This is a genomic window from Geomonas diazotrophica (assembly GCF_019063885.1).
Classification (GTDB): domain Bacteria; phylum Desulfobacterota; class Desulfuromonadia; order Geobacterales; family Geobacteraceae; genus Geomonas; species Geomonas diazotrophica.
The window spans coordinates 1,917,962-1,936,261 of record NZ_CP077684.1 but is presented as its reverse complement, the minus strand read 5'-3'; the positions used below and the strand labels follow the sequence as shown (position 1 = coordinate 1,936,261).

18 protein-coding genes and 3 tRNA genes are annotated in these 18,300 nt (G+C 61.4%); all 21 read right to left on the bottom strand.

The window, feature by feature from the left end:
- Nucleotides 1-47: 47 nt before the first annotated feature.
- Nucleotides 48-124, bottom strand: a tRNA-Met gene (locus KP003_RS08470).
- Nucleotides 125-283: 159 nt separating this feature from the next.
- Nucleotides 284-946: a BamJ family beta-barrel-assembly machinery protein gene (bamJ, locus tag KP003_RS08465; protein WP_216500729.1), complete on the bottom strand. Its 663-nt coding sequence runs from the start codon at nt 944-946 to the stop codon at nt 284-286.
- Between the two features lie 144 nt (nt 947-1,090).
- Nucleotides 1,091-1,648 (bottom strand): Ros/MucR family transcriptional regulator, encoded by a 558-nt coding sequence (locus KP003_RS08460; RefSeq protein WP_216791547.1) that lies wholly within the window; start codon nt 1,646-1,648, stop codon nt 1,091-1,093.
- A 273-nt stretch (nt 1,649-1,921) separates the two neighbouring features.
- Nucleotides 1,922-2,902 (bottom strand): glucokinase, encoded by a 981-nt coding sequence (gene glk / locus KP003_RS08455; RefSeq protein ID WP_216791545.1) that lies wholly within the window; start codon nt 2,900-2,902, stop codon nt 1,922-1,924.
- Nucleotides 2,903-2,962: 60 nt separating this feature from the next.
- Nucleotides 2,963-3,556: a PqiC family protein gene (locus KP003_RS08450; RefSeq protein WP_216500726.1), complete on the bottom strand. Its 594-nt coding sequence runs from the start codon at nt 3,554-3,556 to the stop codon at nt 2,963-2,965.
- Between the two features lie 2 nt (nt 3,557-3,558).
- Complete coding sequence (locus tag KP003_RS08445; protein ID WP_216791543.1) at nt 3,559-5,238, bottom strand: PqiB family protein; 1,680 nt, start codon at nt 5,236-5,238, stop codon at nt 3,559-3,561.
- Nucleotides 5,231-5,890, bottom strand: a complete 660-nt coding sequence (locus KP003_RS08440; RefSeq protein WP_239027637.1) for a paraquat-inducible protein A — start codon at nt 5,888-5,890, stop codon at nt 5,231-5,233. Before KP003_RS08440 ends, KP003_RS08445 begins: the two co-directional genes overlap by 8 nt.
- Nucleotides 5,866-6,498, bottom strand: coding sequence for a paraquat-inducible protein A (locus KP003_RS08435; protein ID WP_216500724.1), 633 nt, complete (start codon nt 6,496-6,498; stop codon nt 5,866-5,868). The genes KP003_RS08440 and KP003_RS08435 overlap by 25 nt, the downstream gene beginning before the upstream one ends.
- A 184-nt stretch (nt 6,499-6,682) precedes the next feature.
- Nucleotides 6,683-6,759, bottom strand: a tRNA-Pro gene (locus KP003_RS08430).
- Between the two features lie 14 nt (nt 6,760-6,773).
- Entirely contained in the window at nt 6,774-7,112 is a 339-nt protein-coding gene (locus tag KP003_RS08425; protein ID WP_216500723.1) for a MerR family transcriptional regulator, read from the bottom strand.
- 2 nt (nt 7,113-7,114) lie between these two features.
- Nucleotides 7,115-7,393, bottom strand: a complete 279-nt coding sequence (locus KP003_RS08420; RefSeq protein ID WP_183346967.1) for an integration host factor subunit alpha — start codon at nt 7,391-7,393, stop codon at nt 7,115-7,117.
- A gap of 86 nt (nt 7,394-7,479) precedes the next feature.
- Nucleotides 7,480-9,885, bottom strand: a complete 2,406-nt coding sequence (pheT, locus tag KP003_RS08415) for a phenylalanine--tRNA ligase subunit beta (RefSeq protein ID WP_216791542.1) — start codon at nt 9,883-9,885, stop codon at nt 7,480-7,482.
- A 132-nt stretch (nt 9,886-10,017) separates the two neighbouring features.
- Nucleotides 10,018-11,034 carry a phenylalanine--tRNA ligase subunit alpha gene (pheS, locus tag KP003_RS08410; protein WP_216500721.1) on the bottom strand — a complete coding sequence of 339 codons (1,017 nt, stop codon included), beginning with the start codon at nt 11,032-11,034 and terminating at the stop codon, nt 10,018-10,020.
- 75 nt (nt 11,035-11,109) lie between these two features.
- The gene (gene rplT, locus KP003_RS08405; RefSeq protein WP_015720525.1) at nt 11,110-11,463 is read right to left on the bottom strand and encodes a 50S ribosomal protein L20; all 354 of its coding nucleotides are present in this window, start codon (nt 11,461-11,463) and stop codon (nt 11,110-11,112) included.
- A gap of 243 nt (nt 11,464-11,706) precedes the next feature.
- On the bottom strand, nt 11,707-11,904 hold the full coding sequence (rpmI, locus tag KP003_RS08400; protein ID WP_129128247.1) for a 50S ribosomal protein L35: 198 nt from the start codon (nt 11,902-11,904) through the stop codon (nt 11,707-11,709).
- A gap of 28 nt (nt 11,905-11,932) precedes the next feature.
- Complete coding sequence (infC, locus tag KP003_RS08395) at nt 11,933-12,451, bottom strand: translation initiation factor IF-3 (protein ID WP_216500734.1); 519 nt, start codon at nt 12,449-12,451, stop codon at nt 11,933-11,935.
- Nucleotides 12,452-12,462: 11 nt separating this feature from the next.
- Nucleotides 12,463-14,373, bottom strand: a complete 1,911-nt coding sequence (gene thrS / locus KP003_RS08390) for a threonine--tRNA ligase (protein WP_216500720.1) — start codon at nt 14,371-14,373, stop codon at nt 12,463-12,465.
- 92 nt (nt 14,374-14,465) lie between these two features.
- Nucleotides 14,466-14,540, bottom strand: a tRNA-Val gene (locus KP003_RS08385).
- A 164-nt stretch (nt 14,541-14,704) separates the two neighbouring features.
- Nucleotides 14,705-15,661: a hypothetical protein gene (locus KP003_RS08380; RefSeq protein WP_216791540.1), complete on the bottom strand. Its 957-nt coding sequence runs from the start codon at nt 15,659-15,661 to the stop codon at nt 14,705-14,707.
- Between the two features lie 5 nt (nt 15,662-15,666).
- Nucleotides 15,667-17,094, bottom strand: a complete 1,428-nt coding sequence (locus KP003_RS08375; RefSeq protein WP_216791538.1) for an MBOAT family O-acyltransferase — start codon at nt 17,092-17,094, stop codon at nt 15,667-15,669.
- A gap of 67 nt (nt 17,095-17,161) precedes the next feature.
- Nucleotides 17,162-18,241, bottom strand: coding sequence for a glycosyltransferase family 9 protein (locus tag KP003_RS08370; RefSeq protein WP_216791536.1), 1,080 nt, complete (start codon nt 18,239-18,241; stop codon nt 17,162-17,164).
- Nucleotides 18,242-18,300 lie beyond the last annotated feature (59 nt).

The following is an 18,300-nucleotide window of genomic DNA, read 5'->3' as shown; positions in this document are numbered from 1 at the left end:
GCAAAGCAAAAGAGCCTTTCGGAATCGACCGAAAGGCTCTTTTTGTATGGTGGCGGTGCAGGGACTTGAACCCCGGACAACACGGATATGAGCCGTGTGCTCTAACCAGCTGAGCTACACCGCCAAGCTCTTTATTGTAATGATGTCAAATACCTACTTGACCCTCGCCGCCTCTTTTGCGCCGCGTCAAGAGACACCCTTTATATTCTAGAGCGTCTTCTTTGTCAATAAAAAATTCTGCTAAAAGTTTTTCATCTGTCTCAACCGCAAAGATGGATGCAACCTATTTGACGATATCCAGAAGCTCGACCTCGAATACCAGTGTCGCGTTGGCCGGGATCAACCCGGAGCCGCGCTCACCGTAAGCAAGGTCGGCAGGACAAACGAGTTGGGCCTTGCCTCCCACCTTCATCTTCTGCAGACCTTCGGTCCAGCACTTGATCACCTGATTCAGCCCGAACTCGACGGGACGGCCGGCAGCGTATGAGCTGTCGAACTCCTTGCCGTCGATCAGGGTGCCGCGGTAGTTGACCTTCACCTTGTCGGTGGCAGCCGGGCTGGCACCCGTCCCTTCCCTGAGGGAGCGGTAGATAAGGCCGGAGGGGGTCTTGACGGCATCCTTCTCCTTGGCGGCCTTTTCGAGGAACTCCTGGGTTTTCGCCGCAAGCTTCTCGCCCTGCGCGTTGCGACGCGACATGGCCAGTTGCTGGATCTTCACCTTGTACGGTTCTACGTCGAAACCGGGGGTCTTGCTGCCAAGGCCGTCCTTCAGCCCTTTCAGCACCTGGTCGGTTTCATCCTGAGACATGTCGAACACAGCAAGCTGCCGGGCCATGACCTGCCCGATAGCATAGAAAGTCTTCTGCTCGTCTGCTTTCTTCTCATCGGCCGCATAGGCGGGCAGTGCGAAAAGTGCTACCAGTGCAACAATCAAAAGTCTGCTCATAGTATTCCTCCTGTGTTTTTTTACGAAGGTACAACTATACCAGTTAATGCACGACGTGCATCCAATAGTTCGGCTGGGACAGCCAAACGAAAAACAGCACCCCGCCTGGAGGTGCTGTTTAGTGGTGGCCGTGCCACGATCGGCTTACTTCTTCGCCTTCGGTGCTGCTGCCTTGGGTGCCTTGGGTACCTTGACGGCCTTGGGGGCCTTGGCGGGCTTTGCCGGCGCCTTCGCCGGCTTGGCTGCTTTGGCGGGTTTGGCGACACCCTCTTTCTTTGCCTCTATGTTGGCCATGCGCACTTCACGCGCCTTGGCAAGGTTGTCCGCGAGGCCGCGGTCCTGGGCCATCTTGCGACGCGCCTCGGAGTAGCTTTTCGCGGAAAGCGCCTGCTTGCTTGAGATGCCGTACTGCTTCTTATAGGCACCCGGCTTCATGCTGTGGGCAGTGCTCAGGTGACGGGCCAGGGTCTTGAACCCCCCTTTGCCGCAGATGAGACAGACAACCTCGTTCTTCTTGAAAGCGTCTTTGACCGAAAGAGAAGGACGTGCCTCCTCTACACCTTCGATCGCCTGACCTGCTTCGAGGTTTTTAAGTGCTGCGTGAACCTTGGCTATTTCCGCTAGAAGCTCGTCCGACGTCATCGGCGTGCTGGAGGCGTGCGATGAGACGAGTTGTGCCGCTATTTCTACCAATGTCGCCATTAATCATCCTCCTCGGTAATATGATTGAGTGATTAATAGCAGAGACAAAAATATTGTCAATAATAAAGTATAAATAATGCGGGGCTAACTCAGTATTTTCTCAAAACAACGGCCGTCCGCACCGTCCACATTCGCAGTTGATGCTGGGGCTGAGCTTGGCAAACTGATTATACCAGGGACAAGCGACGGAATGATCGAAGCGGCAGCGGTGGAAAACAATAGAGGAGGATGACGGGAGCACAAGTTATTGCGAATGGAACTGTTCGAAAAAGATCAGCGTGCGTAAAAAGCTGCACGCCCGGCACCTAGAAGCGCAGTGTCCTCGTTGAGAATCACGTGCACCGGGATCGACTGAACTAGTGCGCTCAGCCTTCCCTTGGCGGTGAAGGCGACCATGAAGGTGGCTCCCTTGAGCAGGTCGAGGATCTTGGGGGCGATTCCGCCCCCCAGGTACACCCCCCCCGTGGAGAGGAACCTGAGGGCCGCGTTGCCGGCCTCGGCGCCGTAGACGCCGATGAAGAGGTCGACGGCCTTGGCGCACATGGGGCAGCTCCCTTTGAGGGCAGCCCGCGTGATGACGGCGGGCGTGTCCTGGGTGCCCATGGCCTGGGCCACGGCGGGATCTTCGTTGAAGTAGCGCTTGTCGCGCAGGAAACGGTAGATGTCGTACAGGCCGGGACCGGAGAGCACCCGCTCGTAACTCACCCTCCCGTGTTTGGCCTGCAGGTACAGCAGCAGTTCCGTTTCCAGGTCGCTGCGCGCCGCGAAATCGGCGTGTCCCGCCTCGGAGGGGAGCGGACGGTGGGTGTCGCCGTCCCAGTAGGCGAGTGATTCGCCCAACCCGGTCCCGGCGGAAACGACGGCGATGGTACCCTCCGGATTGGGCGTGCCGGCGTTGAGGGTGAACAGGTCCTCCTGCTTCAAGGCCGCGATGCCGTAGGTGTTGGCTTCCAGGTCATTGATCAGGCGCACCTGGGGGATCCCAAGGGCAAGGGCCAGTTCCGCGTCTTCGATGGTCCAGGGGAGGTTCGGTGTGCGGACGCGCCCCTCGATGACGGGGCCGGCAATCCCGAGACAGGCCCGCTCCGCAGCGATGCCGTGCTGCAGGGCGAACTGACGCAGCATTTCGGCGAGGCTGCCGTGGGCGGCGCTTTTGTACTGTCCGTGGGCCAGCACGGTGAGCCCGGCAGAATCCGCCTCGAAATACGCCAGCCGCGTTGTGGTTCCTCCCACGTCTCCTGCCAGGATCAGCATATCGACTCCTTCCGGTTGGGCACAGCCACGTCTCAGGATACCATCTGCCTGCGGCGGGCGCTACTTGCGGCCGAAAGCTTCGCTTCTCACGCTTTTGGCCACCTCGGCGCTCACCCCGGCCAGGGCGCGGCTGAGTGCGGCGGCAACGGCATCGTAATCGGAGCCGTCCGCCTTCTCCTTGATCACGGCCCGCCCTTCCCTCCTGGCGCTGCCGGCGCCGCGCACGACCCAACCGGCCTCCACCGTGACGCTGTCGCCTGGTACCGCTTCCAGGCGCACGATGTCCACCAGCACGCGGTACTGCGCCGCGGCGCCGGAGCCCTGGTCGTAGGTAAAGACACGGTTGGAGCCGAGCAAGGGACCAAGATCCTGCGCCAACAGGCGGGGTATCTCGTTCTTGAGCGGCTCGGCCCAGCGGTGCTCCTCCAGGACGGCTACGCGGCTCGGGGTGAGACGCACAACCAACTGCGGCCGGTTGACCAGCTCGGGGATGGTGACCGGGCCGACCGCAACGGAGCTTGAGAAGCTCTGCTGTACGGCGCCGGCTGACGGCGCCGGCGTGAGGGTGTAATAGGTGACGCGGGGCGACCTGCTGCAGGCAGAGCAAAGCAGCGTGGCGGCGATGATTCCCAAGGCGGCGGTTGTCCTGCGCATGGTCATTTCTCCTCCTTCTTGCCGCGGATCAGCGCTTCGGGGTGCTGTTCGAGATAGTCTCCGAGCACCCGCAACGACTGGGCGGCCCGGGAGACCTCGCGCATGGTGTCGCGCAGGTCCAGCTGGACCGGTGCATCCGCGGAGAGAACGCTGGTGGCGCCTCCCAGCGTGCTTCTCGCCTCGGTCAGCGTCTTCCTGACGTCCTCGAGGGTGCTCCTGGTGTCGGTCAGCACCGATTTGGCCTCCGGGACCAGGGAGTTGTCCATGTTCTTCAGCAACCGGTCCGCGCTCTTCAAGGTGTCGTCCAGGCTCCGGATGGTGTTCCCGGCATCCCCCGCCAGTTTGTCCAGCGGCAGCTTCTCTATCTTCTGAACGATTTCGATCAGGTTCTTCTGCAGCTTCTCCATGGAGCCAGGCACGGTCGGGAAGCGAGGCGGCTCAGCGCTCCAGTCGATGTTCGCACGGCGCGCGCCCGGCACAAAATCGAGGGCGACGTAGAGCTGTCCGGTCAGCAGGCTGCCGCTCTTGATCTGGGCCCGGAAGCCGTGCGCGACCAGGTCGTCGAGGAGCCTGCGGGTCTGCGCACTGCCGGCGGGGGGGAGCTTCCCGTCTTTGCCCTGGTGCACCTGGGAGAGCAGGTGCTCGGGGTAGAACTGGATCTCGACCGACACCGAGAAGTCGGCGCGCGAGGGGGCGAGCGCCACGTCGATTTTGGTGACCTCGCCCACGGTTACCCCGCGCAGGTCGACGGGCGCGCCGACGGCCAGCCCGCGCACCGATTCGCCGAAGAGGAGCACGAACTTCTGCGAGGGGGCCGAATTTTTGAGGGCCTCATCCCGGGTGGGGTAGAGGGTGAAAGCGGTGTTGGCCGGAGCCGCGGGCGCCTTGGTCAAGCTGGACGATTCCTCGAAGGAGATGCCTCCAAGAAGGACTGCCAGCATCGACTCGGTGTTGAGCTTCACACCGTTGGGGGATACGGTGAGGTCCACGCCGGAGGCATGCCAGAAGAAGGTGCCGGTGGTCACGAAGCGGTCGTACGGGGAGCGGATGAAGACGCGGACCGAGACCCCCTTGCCGTCGCTGTCCAGGTCGGTCGCGATCACCTGCCCAACCTGCATGCGCCTGAAGAAGACCGGCGAGCCGGTGTAGAGTGAGCCGACGTCGTCTGTGTGCAGAACGAACTGGCGCCCGGGCACGTCCATGGAGACCGCCGGAGGCGATTCCAGCCCCACGAACTGGTCGCGCGGCTCCGTGGAGGCTCCCGCCTCGACGCCTATGTAGGATCCTCCCAAGAGGGTGGTCAGACCGGTGACGTTGCCGCCGGAGATGCGGGCACGCACCACCCAGAAGCGGGTGTCCTTCACCATGAGCCCCTTGGCGTCCTTGGAGACCTCGGCAGTCACCACCACGTGGGAGCGGTCGTCGGAGATGGCGATCGATTTCACCTCGCCGATCATGACGTCCTTGTACTTCAGCTTGGTCTTGCCGGCCTCCAGCCCCTCCCCGGTCTTGAAAGAGATGGTGATGGTCTCGCCGCGGTCTATCCAGGCCTTTGCGGCGATGGAGAGGCCGATGATGGCGGCGACAATGGGAATGATCCAGACCAGCTGGATCGAGAAGCGGCGTCTGGGTTCGCTGACCGCTTCCGGCACGTCCTGCATATCGTCTTGTCTGTCAGTCATGAAACTCCTCTTTCTGCAGCGGGTCCCAGATCAGGCGCGGGTCGAACTCCATGGTGGCGAACATGGTGAGCACCACCACCGCGCCGAAGGCCACCGCGGCGGGGCCGGCCTTCACCGTGGCCATGGAGCCCAGCTGCACCAGCGCGGCCAAAAGGGTTACCACGTAGATGTCGAGCATAGACCAGCGCCCCACCGCCTCCACCAGCCGGTACAGGCGGGTGCGCTGGCGCGGGTTCCAGGTCGAGCGACGCTGCACGGAAATGAGCAGCAGGGTCAGTGAAAAAAGCTTGAGAAGCGGTATGGCAACGCTCGCTATGAAGACGATGACTGCGATCATCCAGGAACCGGTCTTCCAAAGGTGCACCACGCCGCTTACGATGGTGTCCTTGCGATAGGTGATCAGGGAGCCGGTCTCCATCATGATCAGCAAGTTGGCAGGGACGTAAAGTATGAACGAAGCGATCACCAGGGCCCAGCAGCGCTGCACGCTTCCCGGCCTGCGGAAATGGAGCCGGGCGCCGCAGCGCGGACAGTGGGCAACCCTCCCCCTCTCGGTGCGCCGGGAGACCATCTGGCAGACATGACAGGAGCACAGGCCGCGCGCCGCAGCGATGGGAGCGCCGGGAGTCACGACGACACCCGTTCTTTCCACTTCGCGTCCAGTTGCGCCCATACGTCGTGGGCGTTGAAGGAGGCGGCAGCGGCGGCGAGCAGCAGGGTGAGGACCGCGAAAGACCAGAGGGCCATGCCGGGAATGACCCGGAAGTTGTTGGTCAGTTTCACCAGCGAGACCAGCACCCCCAGCATGAGCACCTCGACCATGCACCAGGGCTCGATGAACTGGAGGACGCGCATGAAGAGCGGGTAACTCGGGGGGACCTTGCCCAGCTTGAGAGGCAGCAGGAGGTAGGTGATCGAGATGAGCTCCGCGGCGGGAGCCGCCATCGCGGTGAGAAACACGAGGAGCGAAATGCTTCTCATGCCCTGGTCCCAGAGGGAAAGGACGGCCTCGAACAGGGTGATGGCGCTACGATCTCCCTGCACCTCTATGCTGAAGATGGGGAAGACGTTGGCGCCGATGAATACCATGGCCGCGGCCAGGTTGTAGGCGAGGGTGCGATCGACGCTGTCGGTGGCGTTTCGGTACAAAACCGCCCCGCAGCGCGGACAACTGGCATAGCAGCCGGGGTTTAACTGTATGTCGCGCTGCAACAGGTCGCATTCGTGGCAGGCGATGAGTTGTGCGGTGCGATCGGTCATCAGGAGAAGAGCTCCCTGTTTTAAAGGGGACAGGCGCCTGGTGGAGCCGCTCCCCTCGCCCTGGAACAGACGAACGCGTCAGACGGCAGAGCTGCGGCAGTCAATGACAGATGAAAACATACCACATTTGCGGCCTGAAAACTGAATCAGCCGCCCAGGAAGTATCCCAAGCGGCTGATTGAAATGGTCGGTGCGACTGGATTCGAACCAGCGACCACTAGACCCCCAGTCTAGTGCGCTACCAGGCTGCGCTACGCACCGATTAAACCTGATAATTACAACTGATCCCTCAAACTGGTCAGTTCCAGCTTCACATCCTGAAGCAGTGTCGCCAGTGCTTCGCCGGAAAGGTCAGATCTTCGGTACTTTTTCTTCTTTTCCAGACGCTTCCTCGCCCCTTCTATGGTGAGCTTTTCCGCGTACAGGAGTTCTTTGATTTCAGCGACCAGCTCGACATCCTTCCTGGTGTAGAGCCTTTGGCCGCTGCTGCTTTTCTTGGGCGCCAGAGAGGAAAACTCGGTCTCCCAGTAGCGCAGCACCGAGGTGGGGAGTCCCGTCAGGGCGGAAACCTCGCCGATCCTCAGGTAGTGCTTGTCCGGGATCCCGGTAATCATGGTTACTGGCTGTTGATCGCGCTCTTGAGAACCTGGCTCGGCTTGAAGGTGAGGATCTTGCGAGCCACAATTGTGATCTCCTCGCCGGTCTGCGGGTTCCTGCCGCGACGGTCAGACTTCTCTTTCACTACGAAGTTGCCGAAGCCGGCAATCTTGATTTTATCGCCTTCTTCAAGAGTGGACTTAATCAGGTCGAAGACCGTCTCAACGAGTTCGGCAGATTCTTTCTTGGAGAAACCTACCTTCTCATAAATTTTTTCTACGATGTCCGCTTTGGTCATAATCCCCTCAACAGGTGAAGCATTTCAGTGTGTTCTCAACAGCGGCTTAATCTAATACCATAGCGTTTTCGATTTCGCAACCGTTTTTATCTGAACGAAACATTTAATTTTTTCTGCAGCGCATCGATGACCCTCTGGTGCAGGCGGGTCACTTCGTCGTCGGTCAGGGTCCTTTCCCTGGACCCGTAACGGACGCGAATAGCCACACTCTTTTCATGAGACGCGATGTTGCCACCCATGTAGAGGTCGAAGATTTCCACCCCTTCCAGCTCCGGCGCCTTGACGCCGTTGACGCAGGAAATCACCTCGGCGACAGAGAGCTCCCTGGGGAGCAGCATGGCGATGTCCCGGAAGGTGGAGGGGAAGCGCGAAGGGACCTGGGCCGCGCCCTGCTTCTTGCGGCAGGAGAGCAGCGCCTCGAAGTTGAGCTCGAGGTAGTAAAGCGGGGTCGCGATGCCGTAGTTCTCCTGCACCGTCGGGTGGAGTTCGCCGAGGGAACCCAGGACCTTCTTGCCGCTCAGGATGCGGCAGGCCTTGCCCGGGTGGTAGTACGGGTCGAGTTCGTCTGCGCTGAAGTTCACGCCGCCGACGTTCAGTTCGGCGAGGATGTTTTCTGCGATCCCCTTCACGTCGAAGAAGTCGATCTCGTCCTTGCCCTGGTTCCACCCTTCCAGCTCGCGCCTGCCGGTGAGAAGCGCGGAGACGTAGAGCGGCTCGCGCGGCAGCTCCTCCCCTTCCACGGGAAGGTAGATGCGACGCATCTCGAAGATGCGCAGGTTGAGCGTGCGGAAGCTGATGTTCTTGACCGCGGTGTCCAAAAGCCCGGGGAGCATGGTGGTGCGCATCACCGAGAGCTCGTCGGAGATCGGGTTCAGCAGCACCATGCCGTTGCTGCGCAGATCCTCTCCCGGAAGGAGTATCTTCTCGCAGGAGGAAGGGGCAACGAAGCTGTAGTTGATCACCTCGTTGAGCCCGTGGGCGACCAGCAGATCCTTCACCCTGGCGGCGAGCCTCTGGGAGTCGGAGGGAAGATCCGAGAAGACCGAGGCCTGCGGCAGGGTGGCGGGGACCTTTTCGAAGCCGTTCATGCGGACCACTTCCTCGACCAGGTCGATCTCGCGCTCGAGGTCGACCCTGAACAGCGGGACCTTGACCTGGAAGACGCCCGGCTCGGCCTGGGTCACCTCGAACTCGAGGCGCCGGAAGATATCCTCCACCTCCTCGGCACTGAGGGAGAGGCCGGAGACCGCATTGATGCGGGCGAGACGGGCGCCGATCACGCGCGGTTCAACCGGCGCCGGGTAGACGTCGATGACCCCCTTGGCGACCTTGCCGCCGGAAAGTTCGGCGATGAGCTGTGCGGCGCGGTCCAGGGCGCGGGTGAGGCCGGCGATATCGGCGCCGCGCTCGAAGCGGTGCGATGACTCGGTGTGGATCCCGAGACGCTTGGAGGTCTTGCGGATGGCGGAGGGGTTGAAGTAGGCGCTCTCAAGGAGCACCTCGGTGGTCCCCTCGCCTATCTCGGAGTTGCCCCCTCCCATGATGCCGGCCAGCGCCACGGCCTTCGCGCCGTCGCGGATGGTGAGGTCGCTGGCGGTAAGCTCGCGCTCCTGGCCGTCGAGGGTGCCGAACTTCTCCCCCTCCCCTGCCGCGGCGACCACGATCTTGCCGCCGGAAAGGAGCTTGAAGTCGAAGGCGTGCAGCGGGTGCCCGTACTCGAGGAGCACGTAGTTGGTCACGTCGACGATGTTGTTGATGGCGCGGATGCCGGCGGCCATGAGCCGGTTGGCGAGCCAGGCGGGAGATTCCGCCAGGGTGCAACCGGTGATGTGGCGCGCGGTGTACCGCGGGCAGAGCTCGGGGGCGAGGATCTCGACGCTGGCGATCTGGTCGATGGGAGCGCCGGTCTCGTTCACCTCGAGCCCAGGGTAGTGCACCTTCTTGCCGAGCTTCGCGGCGACTTCGCGCGCGATCCCCACTACGCTCAGGCAGTCGGCGCGGTTGGGCGTAAGGCCGATTTCGAAGATGACGTCCTTGGTGCCGAGCGCGTCGAACAGCGGCGTGCCGACCTGGAACTCCTCGGGGAGGATCATGATCCCGGAGGACTCGGTGGACAGGGCCAGTTCCTTCTCGGAGCAGAGCATGCCGCAGGACTCTTCGCCGCGGATCTTGGAGCGCTTGATCTTGAAGTCGCCGGGGAGGGCCGCGCCGATCTGGGCCAGGGCGACCTTGTCGCCGGCCTTGAAGTTCTGCGCGCCGCAGACCACGTCGAGGATCTCCTTGCCGTTGTCCACCTTGCAAAGGGAGAGCTTGTCGGCGTTGGGGTGCTGGTTCTTCTCCACCACCTTGGCCACGACCACGTCGTCCATGCCGCCGCCCACCTCCTCCATCCTCTCCACCTCGAGGCCGAGCATGGTGAGCAGGTGAGACAGTTCCGCCGCGGGGAGGTCGCAGTCGACGAATTCCTTAATCCAGTTGTAAGTGACTATCATATAGAGTCCTTAAAGTCGCAAAATCGATTAACAGGGATAAAAGGGATGCAGGGGATAAAGTCCAAAAGCTTTAAACGCTTTAAACCTTTTGTTTCTATCCCTTTTATCCCTTGTATCCCTGTTCAATGCCTTTTAAAACTGCTTCAGGAACCTGAGATCGTTCTCGAAGAGCAGCCGCATGTCGGCGATGCCGTACTTCAGCATCGCGATCCTCTCGATCCCCATGCCGAAGGCGAACCCGGTGTACTTTTCCGAGTCGTAGCCGACGTGACGGTACACCTCGGGATCGACCATGCCGGAACCGAGGATCTCGAGCCAGCCGGTCTCCTTGCAGACCCGGCACCCCTTGCCGCGGCAGATGACGCAGGCGATGTCCACCTCGGCGGACGGCTCGGTGAAGGGAAAGAAGGAAGGACGCAGCCTGACGCCGATGTCCTTGCCGAAGAGCTGGCTGATGAAGAGGGTCAGGATCCCCTTCAGGTCGCCGAAGGTGATCCCTTTGTCCACCATGAGTCCCTCGATCTGGTGGAACATCGGGGAGTGGGTGGCGTCGGAGTCACAGCGGTACACGGTGCCGGGGGCGATGATGCGCACCGGCGGCGGCTGCTTCAGCATGGTGCGAATCTGCACCGGAGAGGTATGGGTCCTCAAGAGGACGCTCTCGCCGAAGTAGAAGGTGTCCTGCATGTCGCGAGCGGGATGGTCCTTGGGGAGGTTCAGCGCCTCGAAGTTGTAGAAGTCGAGCTCGATCTCGGGACCTTCGGCGACGGCGAAGCCAAGCGCTGCGAATATGGAGCAGATCTCTTCGGTCACCAGGGTGATCGGGTGCTTGGAGCCAAGGGGGCGTTTGCGGCCGGGGAGCGTGACGTCGATCTTCTCGGCGGCGAGCCGCTGAGCCTTGACGGCGGCGCGGATCTCGGCGCCGCGCGCGTCCAGGGTCTCCTCGAGTTTCGCCTTGACCGTGTTCACCACCTGGCCCACCAGGGGACGCTCCTCCGGAGAAAGGGCGCCAAGCCCCTTCATGACGCCGGTGACCGCTCCCTTCTTGCCCAGGTACTTGACCCGCAGTTCCTGCAGCCCCTCTTCCGTGGAGGCCTGGCCAAGCTCGGAGAGAGCCTCTTGTAAAAGTGCTTCCAGTTTATCCTTCATTGCAATCGCCCTATTGCGGAAAAAAAAAGAAATGGGACATCGCTATCCCATTTCTTTTCATGCCCGCGGTATGTATTAAAATTTTGCTTTGGCTGCGGCCGCGATAGCTGCGAAACCTTTCGGATCGGAAACGGCCAGGTCGGCCATCACTTTCCTGTCGATCTCTACGTTGGCGAGTTTGAGACCGTGGATCAGTTTGCTGTAGGAGAGGCCGTTGATCCTCGCCGCGGCGTTGATCCTGGTGATCCAGAGAGCCCTGAAGTCCCTCTTCTTCACCCTTCTGTCCCTGAACGCATAGTTCAGTGCGCGGTCCACCGCTTCGGTGGCGCTCCTGAACAACTTGCTCCTTGCGCCGCGGTAACCCTTGGCAAGTTTCAACACCTTGTTTCTTCTCTGTCTCGCTTTAAAACCGCGCTTTACTCTTGGCATACGAACTCCTTCTGGTTTTTAAATTAGCCGGATCCGCAAGGGGAGACGTTTCCTCACGGTTCTCGGACTTGGTAAACCCGGTGGCCAGGGACCAGGGCTTGGGGGTGACTCGATCTCACCATCCGTCGCGCCTCGTTCCGCTCCCCGAGTCATTTGCGTATTTAAGTCTCCGGTTCTAGTTCCCGGTCTTTAGGTCTTGCTGCCCCTAGTCCCCAGACCCTAGTCCCTGCTTTTCAACCCCGGCTACTTGTAGGGGATGAGGCAGCAGATGTTCTTGTGATCGGAAGCCGCAACGATGCCGCTCTTGCGGAGGTTGCGCTTGGTCTTCCTGGTCTTGGAGGTCAGGATGTGGCTGGTGAAGGCGTGAGCCATCTTGATTTTGCCTGTGCCGGTCTTGCTGAAACGCTTGGCGGCGCCCCTATGGGTCTTCATTTTAGGCATTGTTTTACTACTCCTTTGTTGGTGGTGTTTATTTTTTAACTTTGGGGGCGACGATCATGAACATGCTGCGCCCTTCCATTTTCTGCCGCACCTCGACGAGCGCGATGTCGGCCAGCTCTGCTGCTACTTTTTCCAAGGCGGCCATGCCGAGTTCCTGGTGGGTGATTTCGCGTCCCCGGAAAACTACCGTTATCTTCGCCTTGTTCCCTTCTTCCAGGAAGCGGCGTACGTGCTTTACCTTGAACTCCAGGTCGTGCGTGTCTGTCTTCGGGCGAAGTTTGACCTCTTTGAGCTCGACCTGGACCTGTTTCTTCTTTGCCTCAGCCAGCTTTTTAGCCTGCTGGTATTTGAACTTGCCGTAATCCATGATACGGCAGACAGGGGGGACGGCTGTCGGCGAAACCTCTACCAGATCCAGTTGCAGACTCTCAGCCAACGCCAGAGCCTCGCGAAGCGGAAGAATACCAAGCTGCTCACTATCGGCACCTACTACCCTTACCTCTTTGGCCCTGATTGTCTGATTGATGTTGACTGTAGGTTTAGCTATGACGCCACCTCCTATTTGTAGGTTTTGACTTCGTTCTCAATGAACGCGATGAACTGTTCGGGTGTCATCGCGTCGAGGTTCTTTCCGTCGCGGAAACGCGGTGCGAGCAGGCCGCCTTCGACCTCCTTGTCGCCAACGACCAGCATGTACGGTATCTTCTGCAGCTGCGCCTCGCGGATCTTGAAGCCCAGCTTTTCGTTTCTGAAATCCTTCTGTACCCTGACGCCGGCCGCGCGCAGCTTGTCGAACGCAGCCTGTGCGTACGGGATCTGGTTGTCGGTGACCGTAAGGACGGTCGCCTGTACCGGTGCCAGCCAAGTCGGGAAGTTTCCGGCGAAGTGCTCGATGAGGACACCGATGAAGCGCTCGATGGCGCCCAGGATGACCCGGTGCACCATGACAGGGCGCTTCTTCTCACCGTCCGCGTCCACGTAGGTGAGGTCGAAACGCTCCGGGAGGGTAAAATCGCACTGGATAGTAGCACATTGCCATCTTCTGTCAAGTGCGTCGCGCAGCTTGATGTCGATCTTCGGGCCGTAGAAGGCGCCGTCACCCTCGTTGATCTCGTAGGGGCGGCCGGAGTCCTTCAGCGCGTTCAGCAGGGCGCTGGTGGCCAGCTCCCAGGCGTCGTCGGAGCCGATCGACTTCTCGGGACGGGTGGAAAGCTCCATCTCGAACTCGAAGCCGAAGATCCCCATCACCTCGGTGACGAACTGGATGACCCCCTTGATCTCGGCGTCGAGCTGATCCGGGGTGCACAGGATGTGCGCGTCGTCCTGGGTGAAGCCGCGCACGCGCAGAAGGCCGTGCAGAACCCCTGCCCTCTCGTGGCGGTGCACCGTGCCGAGCTCGAAGTAGCGCAGCGGCAGGTCGCGATAGGAGCGAAGCTGCGAGCGGTAGATCATCATGTGGGCCAGGCAGTTCATCGGCTTTACGCCGTACCCCTGCTCGTCCACGGTGGTGAAGTACATGTTCTCGCGGTAGTTCTCGTAGTGGCCGGAACGCTGCCAGAGCTCGGTCTTCAGGATCTGGGGACCGAGGACGATGTCGTAGCCGCGCTTTAGGTGCTCTTTCCTCTCGAAGTCTTCGAGGATGGTGCGCAGCATGGCCCCTTTCGGGTGCCAGATCACCAGCCCGGCGCCGACCTCGTCGTTGAAGGAGAAGAGGTCCAGCTCCTTGCCGAGTTTCCGGTGGTCGCGCTTTTTGGCCTCCTCGATCCTCTCCAGGTAGGCGTCGAGTTCCTTCTTGTCGGCGAAGGCGGTGCCGTAGACGCGCTGCAGCATGGCGCGCTTCTCGTCGCCGCGCCAGTAGGCGCCGGCGATGGAGGTGAGCTTGAACGCCTTGCAGTAGGAGGTCTTGGGGAGGTGCGGACCGCGGCAGAGGTCGGCGAAGTCGCCCTGGGTGTAGAGGGAGACCTTGTCGGCGCCGAGATCCTCGATCAGCTCGACCTTGTAATCCTCGCCCATCTTCCTGAACAGTTCGATCGCCTCGGCGCTGGAAAGCTCGGAACGCTCGATCTTGAGATCGGACTTGGCGAGCTCGCGCATCTTCGCCTCGATCTTCTCCAGGTCTTCCGGAGTGAACGGGTGGTCGACGTCGAAGTCGTAGTAAAAACCGGTCTCGATGGCGGGACCGATGGTAACCTTGGCCTGCGGGAACAGGGCCTTGACGGCCTGGGCCATCAGGTGCGAGGTGGAGTGCCGGATGATCTCCAGCGCCTCGGGGCTCTTCTCGGTGATGATCTCCACCCGCGCACCGTCGGTGAGCTTGGTGTTGAGATCTACCAGGTTGCCGTCGATTTTGCCGGCGATGGCAGCCTTGGCGAGACCCGCTCCGATGGAAGCGGCCAGATCGAAGATGGAGGAACCTGCGGGCAAGGGCCTCTGGGAACCATCCGGTAGCGTGACCTTAATCTCGTTCATGCAAGACCCCTTTAGAAAAACTGGTGACAAACAGAAAGAGGCATCGAAACTCGATGCCTCCGTCGAACCTCGTACTGAAGGTCTCTTTTGATTGGTAGGCGCGGGCGGTTTCGAACCGCCGACCCCTAGCGTGTCGAGCTAGTGCTCTACCCCTGAGCTACGCGCCTGTTTTTGTTGCTGCTTCGTGGAACTCGGACTTTGTACCAATTCGCCATTTCAAAGTCAAGGCTTTTATTTCAAGGAGAGGAATTTTTCTCATTGGAGAAATTCCGACAGCGACCGGCGACGCCCGGTCGACGCCTCGCCCGGTACTTGGCCCTCCTGCTCTGCTTCAGCGGCGCCCAGTGAGCCTGCGCAGTTCCCCGGAGAGTGCCGCCGCCACATACTTCCTCCCCTGCTCTTTCAAATGTTCATTGGGATAGCCGTTGACTTTCCAATTAAAAGAGTCCGGAGGGAGCGCGTGCGAGAGGTCGAGCACGGGGAGGCCGTTGCCGGTGACGACACCGATGACCAGCGCGACGTTCCTGTCTATGATCGCGGTGCTGCCGCCATAGATCGACTCGATGGAGCCGTGGTCGACCGGGGTGACGTAGAAGAGAACGGGGAGCCGGCTCTCCCTGGCCAGCGTGCAGAGCTCCCTCAAGGCTTGGAGCTTTTGATGTTCCGGGCGCAGCTCGCAGCGGTAAAGGTAAAGCACCTTCCTCCTGAGATCTTCCCGGCTGAGCCTTGTCCCCTGGATATTCTCGTAGTCGAGCACCCTGCCTGCGGGGAGCCTCCCGTCGAAGACTCGCGCCTCGGTCCAGGGGGGGCACTGCGAGGCGGGAGAGAAATACTCGCGATAGGCGGTGATCGGCCGGTACAAGGGGCTGAAAAGCCGCCCAAGTTCCAGCATCAGGGAGACATCACCGAACTGGTATTCCGGGCGCAGATCCCATTCGGGAGAAAAGGAACGGACGTTGATGGGAATGATGAGAGCCCTAGGCCCCCATCCGGAACCGAAGTATCCGACGAAAGAGCGGAATACGCCCAGGTGGTATGCCGGGTGCGAGAGATCCACCACCTGTTCCGAAAGTGCGTCCTCGAGGAAGGCGGCGGTGGAACGCGTGTCCGCGTCGTCCCGGCTGGCGGAATCGACGGTGCTGTCCCCGAGAAAGACGACCTTGTCCCGGCAGCGACCGTATTCCATGGCCAGACGCACCGGGGGGGGATAACCGAGGCTGGCCGTGCCGACCTGGAAGAGCAGTGCGAGCGCGAGGACCAGCGCAGTCTTTTGGAACAGGAGTTTCATGCGCGTCAAAACCCGAAATAGATGAAGCCGGCTTCCTGGCTGACGGTGAGGCGAAAGCAGGCCAGCAACACGGCGGCGTAGGCCGGGTATCGGAACCAGCCGGGGAAGCGTCTCGTTCCGGTGCAGACGCCATGCCCCAAAACTCCGAGAGCGACGGCGAAAGCGAGCATGAGCGTGGAGCTCTCACCGCCGGCGCCGAGGAGCCTTGCGAGTCCCCGCTCGTTCCCAAGGATGTTCCCTATCAGGTAAAAAGCGTCACGCGCCGTGGCGGCCCGGAAGAATATCCAGGCGAAACAGACAAGGTGGAAGGTCGCCACGACCTGCCCTGCCTGCAAGAGATAGCCGCTTCGCACGCCGAGGGCCTGGCGCAACCTCTTCCGGTACGGCGCACAAAGATGCGAACAGGCGAGGTAGGTCCCGTGCAACCCTCCCCAGATCAGGAACCCGGAGCGTGCCCCATGCCAGAGTCCGGAGACGAGGAAGGCGACCATGACGGCGGCTGCGGTGCCCCACTGCCTCCAATAGCGCCAGCGCATCTGCAGCGGCTTGAACAGGTAGTCCAGGATGAAACTGGAGAAGGAGATATGCCAGCGCCGCCAGAACTCGGCGACGGAAGTGGCAAGATAGGGACGATTAAAGTTCTGCGTGAGGTCGATGTTGAAAAGCCTCGCACTCCCAAGCGCCATGTCGGTGTAGCCGGAAAAATCGAAATAGATCTGGAAGGCGTAGCCGTAGGTTGCCAGCAGCAGCGGCAGTCCGGAAAAGGCGTGCACATTGCCGTAGACCGTATCGACGTACACCCCCAGGCGGTCGGCGAGGACCAGTTTCTTGAACAACCCCCAGGTGAGCAGCAAAAGTCCGGAGCGAGCCAGGTGGTAGTCGAACCGGTACGGGCGTTTCAACTGCGGCAGCAGATCGGCGCCCCTTTCGATCGGCCCCTGCATGAGTTTGGGAAAGAAGGCGAGATAGAGGGCAAAGTAGCCCAAGTGTCGCTCGGGTTCCTGCAACTCGAGGTAGACGTCGGCAAGGTAGGAAATGCATTGAAACAGGTAATAGGAAACACCGACGAGGACCAGCGGAGGCGGCGGGGCCGGGAAAAGGTTGGCGAACGTGGCCGGCAGCAAGGCCGCAGCCTCCAGCAGGGGGGGGAGGTACTTGAACAGCGCAAGGATCAGCACGTTGAACGATACGGCTGTCCAGAACAGGGCAGTCCGCGCACCCGGAGTTGCGGCTTTGCCCACTCCGATGCCGAAGGCATAGTTGGCCGCCGCGGCGAAAGCCAACAGAAGCGGCAGGTACAACGCCCCCAGCGAGGCGTAGAAGACGAAGCTGGCCACCAGCAGGAGGGACCAGCGCTCCTGGTGCCGGCAGCAGCGAAAGAACAGGTAGACAAGCGGCAAAAAGAGCAGGTATTGCGTGGAATAAAGCGGCATCAGGGACCGCCCGGCTCGGTGCTGCAAAGAGAGAGGCTGGGCGGGACGCCCGGTGCATTAACGCCACTCACGGTTCACTGTCCCTGAGCATCTGCATGAGCGTCCTTGTCACCTCTGCGGGGTCGGCGTCGACGCAGGGGGTCTCGTGGGTGCAGGGAGGGATGGTACCCCACTTGGCGCAAGGGGCGCAGGAAAGGGACGAGGCGAATACGCGGTGGCCATCCCCCTTGGGCGCCCATTTCCGGGGATCGCTCGGGCCGAACAGCGACAGGGTCGGTGTGCCGAGGCCGGCCGCGATGTGCAAAAGCCCCGAGTCGCCGGTGACCAGGACCCTGGCGGCAGCGATCACCGCCGCGCTTTCGACAAGACTCCCCTCCCCGGCCAGATTCAAGGCACCGGTGGCCCGGGCGATGGCATAGCCGACGTCGCTTTCCTCTTTCCCGCCGACCACGACCGCCGCGTACCCGGCGAGCACGGCGGACGCAGCGACCTGGCGGAACCTTGCGCCGCCCCATTCTTTGCGCGGCACGCTCGCACCCGGGAAAATGGCCACGAAGGGGTGGTCTCCAAGGCGCGCCAGGAGGGATGCGGCACGCTCACGCGCGGCAGGCGGCACGCTCAGAAAAGGAACCGGAAGCTCGGCCGGCGCTTCGATTCCCAGGGGGGCCAGCAGCCTGAAGAATGAAAAGGGCTCGTACTCCTGCAGATCGTAGGGAACCGGGTCGGTGAAGAGACGCTTACGCTCGTTGGTGGCAAAACCGATGGAGCGGCGGGTACGGATCAGGCGGGCTACCAGCGCGGAAAGCCGATACCACTGTTCCGTGTCGATGACGAGGTCGTAGCGGAGCCCAAGGACGGCGCGCAGTTGGCCCGGCTCGTCGTAGCGGTGCACGGCGTGGAGCCCGGGGCAGAACTCGAAGACGGCGGCGTTTCTGTTCTCGGCGAGGATCTCGATGCGGCAGGAAGGATAGGCCGCCTGGAGGGCGCGCAGCGCCGGGATGAGCAGGACGGCGTCGCCGATGCCGCCGGGGCGGATGACGAGGATGCTTTGGGGAACAAAGGCGGCGGCGCGCCGCCGCCTCGGGATGAGGCGTGCCAGCAGGGGGCCGGCGAGGGCGTCGATGCGTTTCAAAAGTGTGGCCTGCAAAGGTGGCTCCGTTGGGAGGAATTGCGGCGCCAGCGGCGTCGGAGGGCCATATCATTGCA

Bases quoted from the DNA above. Each gene is read 5' to 3' on its own strand.
- glk (WP_216791545.1), bottom strand. From the start codon at position 2,902: ATGCTGATCCTGGCAGGAGACGTGGGAGGAACCACAACGCGGCTGGCG.
- KP003_RS08445 (WP_216791543.1), bottom strand. From the start codon at position 5,238: ATGACTGACAGACAAGACGATATGCAGGACGTGCCGGAAGCGGTCAGC.
- KP003_RS08420 (WP_183346967.1), bottom strand. From the start codon at position 7,393: ATGACCAAAGCGGACATCGTAGAAAAAATTTATGAGAAGGTAGGTTTC.
- pheT (WP_216791542.1), bottom strand. From the start codon at position 9,885: ATGATAGTCACTTACAACTGGATTAAGGAATTCGTCGACTGCGACCTC.
- KP003_RS08380 (WP_216791540.1), bottom strand. From the start codon at position 15,661: ATGAAACTCCTGTTCCAAAAGACTGCGCTGGTCCTCGCGCTCGCACTG.
- rplT (WP_015720525.1), bottom strand. From the start codon at position 11,463: ATGCCAAGAGTAAAGCGCGGTTTTAAAGCGAGACAGAGAAGAAACAAG.
- KP003_RS08460 (WP_216791547.1), bottom strand. From the start codon at position 1,648: ATGGCGACATTGGTAGAAATAGCGGCACAACTCGTCTCATCGCACGCC.
- KP003_RS08425 (WP_216500723.1), bottom strand. From the start codon at position 7,112: ATGATTACCGGGATCCCGGACAAGCACTACCTGAGGATCGGCGAGGTT.
- KP003_RS08375 (WP_216791538.1), bottom strand. From the start codon at position 17,094: ATGCCGCTTTATTCCACGCAATACCTGCTCTTTTTGCCGCTTGTCTAC.
- pheS (WP_216500721.1), bottom strand. From the start codon at position 11,034: ATGAAGGATAAACTGGAAGCACTTTTACAAGAGGCTCTCTCCGAGCTT.
- rpmI (WP_129128247.1), bottom strand. From the start codon at position 11,904: ATGCCTAAAATGAAGACCCATAGGGGCGCCGCCAAGCGTTTCAGCAAG.
- KP003_RS08450 (WP_216500726.1), bottom strand. From the start codon at position 3,556: ATGCGCAGGACAACCGCCGCCTTGGGAATCATCGCCGCCACGCTGCTT.
- thrS (WP_216500720.1), bottom strand. From the start codon at position 14,373: ATGAACGAGATTAAGGTCACGCTACCGGATGGTTCCCAGAGGCCCTTG.
- KP003_RS08435 (WP_216500724.1), bottom strand. From the start codon at position 6,498: ATGACCGATCGCACCGCACAACTCATCGCCTGCCACGAATGCGACCTG.
- bamJ (WP_216500729.1), bottom strand. From the start codon at position 946: ATGAGCAGACTTTTGATTGTTGCACTGGTAGCACTTTTCGCACTGCCC.